At 73.3% G+C, this 4,585-nt stretch carries 7 protein-coding genes; 3 read left to right on the forward strand and 4 right to left on the reverse strand.

Going from position 1 to position 4,585, the window contains the following annotated elements; translation table 11 throughout:
- Positions 1 to 59: 59 nt before the first annotated feature.
- Positions 60 to 530 (reverse strand): Hsp20/alpha crystallin family protein, encoded by a 471-nt coding sequence (locus VGR37_10580; GenBank protein HEV2147837.1) that lies wholly within the window; start codon positions 528 to 530, stop codon positions 60 to 62.
- 206 nt (positions 531 to 736) lie between these two features.
- On the opposite strand from VGR37_10580, the gene VGR37_10585 reads away from it, so the two are divergent.
- Positions 737 to 1,171 (forward strand): GNAT family N-acetyltransferase, encoded by a 435-nt coding sequence (locus VGR37_10585; GenBank protein HEV2147838.1) that lies wholly within the window; start codon positions 737 to 739, stop codon positions 1,169 to 1,171.
- 4 nt (positions 1,172 to 1,175) lie between these two features.
- Here the strand turns inward: VGR37_10585 and VGR37_10590 are convergent, their stop codons facing one another.
- The 3 genes from VGR37_10590 to VGR37_10600 all read right to left on the reverse strand — a co-directional run bounded on the left by VGR37_10590 (position 1,176) and on the right by VGR37_10600 (position 3,984).
- Positions 1,176 to 2,273: an alpha/beta hydrolase-fold protein gene (locus tag VGR37_10590; protein ID HEV2147839.1), complete on the reverse strand. Its 1,098-nt coding sequence runs from the start codon at positions 2,271 to 2,273 to the stop codon at positions 1,176 to 1,178.
- Between the two features lie 87 nt (positions 2,274 to 2,360).
- Positions 2,361 to 3,074: a hypothetical protein gene (locus tag VGR37_10595; protein ID HEV2147840.1), complete on the reverse strand. Its 714-nt coding sequence runs from the start codon at positions 3,072 to 3,074 to the stop codon at positions 2,361 to 2,363.
- A gap of 37 nt (positions 3,075 to 3,111) precedes the next feature.
- Positions 3,112 to 3,984, reverse strand: coding sequence for a M90 family metallopeptidase (locus VGR37_10600; GenBank protein HEV2147841.1), 873 nt, complete (start codon positions 3,982 to 3,984; stop codon positions 3,112 to 3,114).
- Positions 3,985 to 4,116: 132 nt separating this feature from the next.
- Here VGR37_10600 and VGR37_10605 point away from each other — a divergent pair, with 132 nt between their 5' ends.
- Together VGR37_10605 and VGR37_10610 are read left to right on the forward strand one after the other, a co-directional pair.
- Entirely contained in the window at positions 4,117 to 4,377 is a 261-nt protein-coding gene (locus VGR37_10605) for a CPXCG motif-containing cysteine-rich protein (GenBank protein HEV2147842.1), read from the forward strand.
- Positions 4,374 to 4,585, forward strand: a 212-nt coding sequence (locus VGR37_10610; GenBank protein HEV2147843.1) for a hypothetical protein, incomplete at its 3' end; no start/stop codon positions are given. The genes VGR37_10605 and VGR37_10610, both read left to right, overlap by 4 nt.

A 4,585-nucleotide genomic window follows, 5' to 3' on the forward strand; every position in this document is an offset into this window, starting at 1 on the left:
CGGAAAGGGCCGGCTCCCCGCGCGGGGAGCCGGCCCTTCATCTACACCGTGCCGCCAGACTACGCTACGCTCGCCTCGGTGGACGCCTCGATCCGGCTGGCGTCCCCGCCGCCGCGGACCTCGATCCGGCGCCGACGCGCCTGCTCGGTCTTGGGGATCACGATGCGCAGCACGCCGTCGGCGAGCTCCGCGTCGATGCGGTCGGCGTCCACCTGCCGCGGGAGCACGAACGAGCGCGTGAAGGTCCCGTAGCGCCGCTCCGACAGGTGGTAGCGGGCGTTCTCGACCCGCTCCGCGGGCTTGGCGGCGCGGACCGTCAGAATGTTCGACTCCAGGCCGATGTCCAGGTCCTCGCGGCGGACGCCCGGCATCTCCATCATCACATGGATGGTGTCCTCCGTCTCCACCACCTCCGTCTCGGGGCTGCGCAGCAGGCTGCCGTCCGCCGCCGGCCACCCGAGCGGCCCCGCCACCGCTTCGAAGAGGCGGTCGAAGGGCACGGTGGCAAGCCGATTGCCATTTCTGACCATACGATCCTCCCGATCTCACGGGTTGCATCGCGCGCGCCACCGCGGCGCGCGCTTCCCCCCGCGGGAAATTGCAACCCGGATACCAGCTTCCGGCCCGCAAAGAGCGCCGAAAAGGCAAGTGGGCACGCCGTTTTCGCCCCTCCGGCTGCAAGGCTGGCAGACCCGGAGCGTCCGCGCCGGGTCCCCTCCACACCCTTCGCCCTTCCATGGACGCCATCCGCATCCGCCCGGCGACCGCGGGCGACACCGCCGCGCTGGCCGGCCTCATGGCGCACCTCGGCTACCCCACCACCCCCACGGAGATGGCCGCTCGGCTGGAGCGGATCCTCCCGGACCCGGACTACCACACGCTCGTGGCCGAGGCGGGCGGAGAGCTGGTCGGGATGGTGGGGGTCTTCCGCGGCCTCGCGTACAACTACGACGCGCCGTACGCGCGCGTCCTGGCCATCGTGGTGGACCCGGCGCGGCGGGGCACCGGCGTCGGCACGGCGCTGATGCGAGACGCGGAGGCGTGGGCGCGCGAGGTGGGCGCGGGGTCGGTACACCTCACCACCGCGCTGCAGAGGGACGCGGCGCACCGCTTCTACGAGCGGCTGGGCTACGAGGCCACGGGGCTGCGCTACCGCAAGCCGCTGGGCTGAGCGCCTAGGCGCTCCGAGAAGAAGGGGAGGACGTGCGTGCGAAGCCGCCCCGCGACGTGGCTCCCGTGCGTACCGGCGTACAGCTCGTAGGTGTGCCGGATCCCGGCGCGCGCGAGGGAGGCCGACAGCGCTCCCGTGCTCGCCGGGATGTGCCGGAACCCGTCGTCCGTCCCGCGTCGAATGCGACCCCGCGCAGCCGCGCGAACCCGCGGAGATGCCGCGCCACCAGGGAATCGGGCGAGGCGCGGTCCCAGGCGGAGTGCGCCGGCTGGGCCGGATAGGTCCCGTCCATCGCCCAGGTGAACGGGAGCGCGACGCCCACGGGGCGCCCGGACGGGTCCGGCGACAGCAGGGCCGCCAATGCCAGCCGGAGCCGCACCCCGAAGCCGGCCGCCGCCACCTCCTCGCGGGACCGGAGCGACATCGCCCTGCGCCAGGGCTCCGCCATTTGATCGGCGGTACCGCCCCGGGGTCCGAAGTCGGCCCACAGGTCTCCCAGGCAGCAGGGGCTCAGCGCGTACGCCGCACCGAACACCTCGGGATGCGCCGCCGCGAGCCGCAGCGCCGCATGCCCGCCCATCGACCAGCCGGCGATCCCCCGCCCCGCCGGCCCGGGCAGCGTCCGGTAGCGCCGGTCCACGTGCGCCACCACCTCCCGCACGGCGAAGTCCTCCCACCGCCCCGTCGCCGGGGAGTTCGCGAAGAAGGAGCCGCCGAGAGCGTTCTTCCCGTCCGGCATGACCACGACCATCTCCCGCACCGTGCCCGCGGCCACGAGCGAGTCCATCGCCTGCGGAACGCGCATCCGCTCCTCGGCCCACTGCTCCGGGTCGCCGTCGAAGCCGTGCAGCAGGTAGACGACCGGGTAGCGCCTCGACGGCTCGGCCGCGTACGAGGGCGGCAGGTAGATCGCCACGTGCCGATCGGCCGGGTCGCCGAGCGGGTTCCCCCGGAGGGCCGCCGAGCGTACGGTGTCGTGGACGACGGTGCCCGTCGCGGCGGTGGACGCCGCGGCGGGAGTGGTCGAGACCGGGACGCCGGGAGAAAGGGTGCAGGCCGCCGACAGCAGCGCGGCGACAATGAAGAGGCGGCTACGGATCATGCGCGTTGGATGCGGGTCTGTTCGGTGGAGCCGACAGCCGGGAGCAGGGGCCCAGCCCACGTCGATGTGCCAGGCGCCGCGCCGAGTCTACTCCGACCGCAGCCTCCGGAGCAGCGCCTCGATCCGCGGCCGGTGCCGCACCAGCGTGCCCCCGGTGGTGGCCGCCTGCCGGATGCGGTGAACGTCGGGGAAGGCCAGCCGCCCGCGGGCGAAGCTGTGCTTCCAGAGGAGGTTTAGGTAGTTGAGGTAGAGCCCCAGCAGCGCGCCCCTGGCCGGCTCCTCCATCGTGAAGCCCAGGCGCCGCGCCGTGCTCGGGGTGAAGATGTACGAGGTGCCCACGATCCGCAGCTCCGCCGGGAGGCGGCCCTGCTCCACCTCGTCCGCCAGCGCGAGGAGCCCCTCCAGGTAGTAGCGCAGCGTCTTCCGGGCGGCGGACGGACCCCGGTCGCGCCAGCGGAGGTGCACGAAGTAGTCGAAGTTGGTCCCGCCGTGGATCCGGTACTCCTCCAGCGTGGGCTTCTCCACCAGGAGCATGGGGGAGAGGTACCGGTAGTGGCCCAGCAGGTACGCCAGCGGCGCCGTGACGAACTGCAGCAGCGGCATCCATAGCGGGAGCAGGACCATGTACAGGAGGAGCAGCACCCCGGCGCTTCCCACGACCCAGGGGAAGCCCCGCCCGCTCTCCAGGGCGAAGACGGCGAGAGCGCCCCCCGCGAGCATGACCGGAAGCATGGCCGCGTACGACAGCAGCACGGCACATACCCACTGCTTCGGGCGGGAGAGCGAAAAGAAGCTGCGCATCGGAATGGGAAGAGACGGAGAAACGCCGGGCGGCCGTTCAGCGCCCCGGAGGGTCCGCGGCGGGCTGGCCGGACGGCGGCTCGGCCCACGAAGCCGGGTCCTGGCGGTAGTAGCCGGCCAGCTCGTCGTACAGCGCGGGGTGCCTGCGCTTGAGCTGCACCGGCTTCTCGAAGAAGAACTCCGTCGCCACCGCGAAGAACTCGGCCGGGTTGGTGGCGCCGTACTCGTCCAGCAGGGTGCGGCGCCCCTCCTCCACCGCCTCGCGGAGGGCGGCGTAGTGCGCCTGCATGATCTCACCCCAGGCGCGCAGGGCCGAGGCGCTTTCCAGGTAGGGGACGCCGTCGGCCGCCCCGTCTTCCTGGTCCAGCTGGTGCGCGAACTCGTGGAAGACCACGTTCCGCCCGTCTTCGGTGGCGGAGGCGCTCCGGCGCACGCTGTCCCAGGCGAGGATCACCGTGCCGTGCCCCCAGGACTGCCCCAGGAGCGCCTCCTCGGCCGGCGGAATCGTGCCGGTCGTCGGCCGCTCCACGTACACCGGCCGCACGGTGCTGGGGTAGACCAGGATGGAGCGCAGGTGGGCGTAGTAGTCCGCCTCCTCCAGGTTGAGCAGCAGCAGGCAGGCCTGGCCGGCGATGGTGACGCGGATCTCGTCCGTGAGCTCCAGACCGCCGCACCCCTCGAAGCTTTTTTCGGCGAGGAAGACCTGGATGCGGCCGTGCAGCCGCTCGCGGTCCTCGGCGGGGAGGCGGCGGTAGAGCGGGAAGCTCCGCTCCAGGACGTCGCGCCAGGCCTCCGGAAAGGGGCGGCCCCGCAGCGCGGCCCTCGCCCGGCCGCGGCGACGCCGCAGGAGCAGGACGACGAGCGCGGCCAGCACCGCGGCGGCGAGCAGGAAGAGAAGGAGACGGGACATCCGGGCCCGGGTCGGGGGGGACTGGGTCTGCCAGTGCGGATTGTAGGGGAACGGCCTCCGCCGTTCAAGGACCTGGGAAACAGCCGGCCGCGCCGGTAGATTGGCCGGCACGCCACCCATGCCGAGCGATCCATGATCCGCCTGAACGACTCCGCCCCGGACGACTTCCTGGACGAGGCCTTCCCCCTGGGCGACGGCACCGCCGGCACCGGCGCCACCGTGCGCTGCCCGTACTGCTGGGAGCCCAACGACATCGCCCTGGACCCGGGGAGCGGCACGCTGCAGGAGTACGTGGAGGACTGCCAGGTGTGCTGCCGCCCCTGGACGGTGCGCGTGGCGTACGGCGAGGACGGAAGCGCCGAGGTGGTGGTGGACGCCGCGGACGAGGCGTGACGGCTCCGCAGGGAGAGGGAACGTCCGGGGGGACCGGCGCGGCCGGCGACCGGCTGGCGCGCTGGGCCGCGCACCCGCTGGGGCCGGTGCTCCTCTTTCTCTCGGCCGTGGCGGAGGCGTGCCTCTTCCCCGCCCCCACGGAGGCGGTGTACGTGGCGCTGGCGGTGGGACGGCCGCGGCGCTCCCCCCGGCTGGCGCTGCTGGCGGC

Source organism: Longimicrobiaceae bacterium (assembly GCA_035936415.1).
Taxonomy (GTDB): Bacteria; Gemmatimonadota; Gemmatimonadetes; order Longimicrobiales; family Longimicrobiaceae; genus JAFAYN01.

Excerpts from the sequence above, each read along its gene's own strand:
- VGR37_10605 (HEV2147842.1), top strand. The coding sequence starts at position 4,117 with ATGATCCGCCTGAACGACTCCGCCCCGGACGACTTCCTGGACGAGGCC.
- VGR37_10585 (HEV2147838.1), top strand. The coding sequence starts at position 737 with ATGGACGCCATCCGCATCCGCCCGGCGACCGCGGGCGACACCGCCGCG.
- VGR37_10600 (HEV2147841.1), bottom strand. The coding sequence starts at position 3,984 with ATGTCCCGTCTCCTTCTCTTCCTGCTCGCCGCCGCGGTGCTGGCCGCG.
- VGR37_10590 (HEV2147839.1), bottom strand. The coding sequence starts at position 2,273 with ATGATCCGTAGCCGCCTCTTCATTGTCGCCGCGCTGCTGTCGGCGGCC.
- VGR37_10595 (HEV2147840.1), bottom strand. The coding sequence starts at position 3,074 with ATGCGCAGCTTCTTTTCGCTCTCCCGCCCGAAGCAGTGGGTATGTGCC.
- VGR37_10580 (HEV2147837.1), bottom strand. The coding sequence starts at position 530 with ATGGTCAGAAATGGCAATCGGCTTGCCACCGTGCCCTTCGACCGCCTC.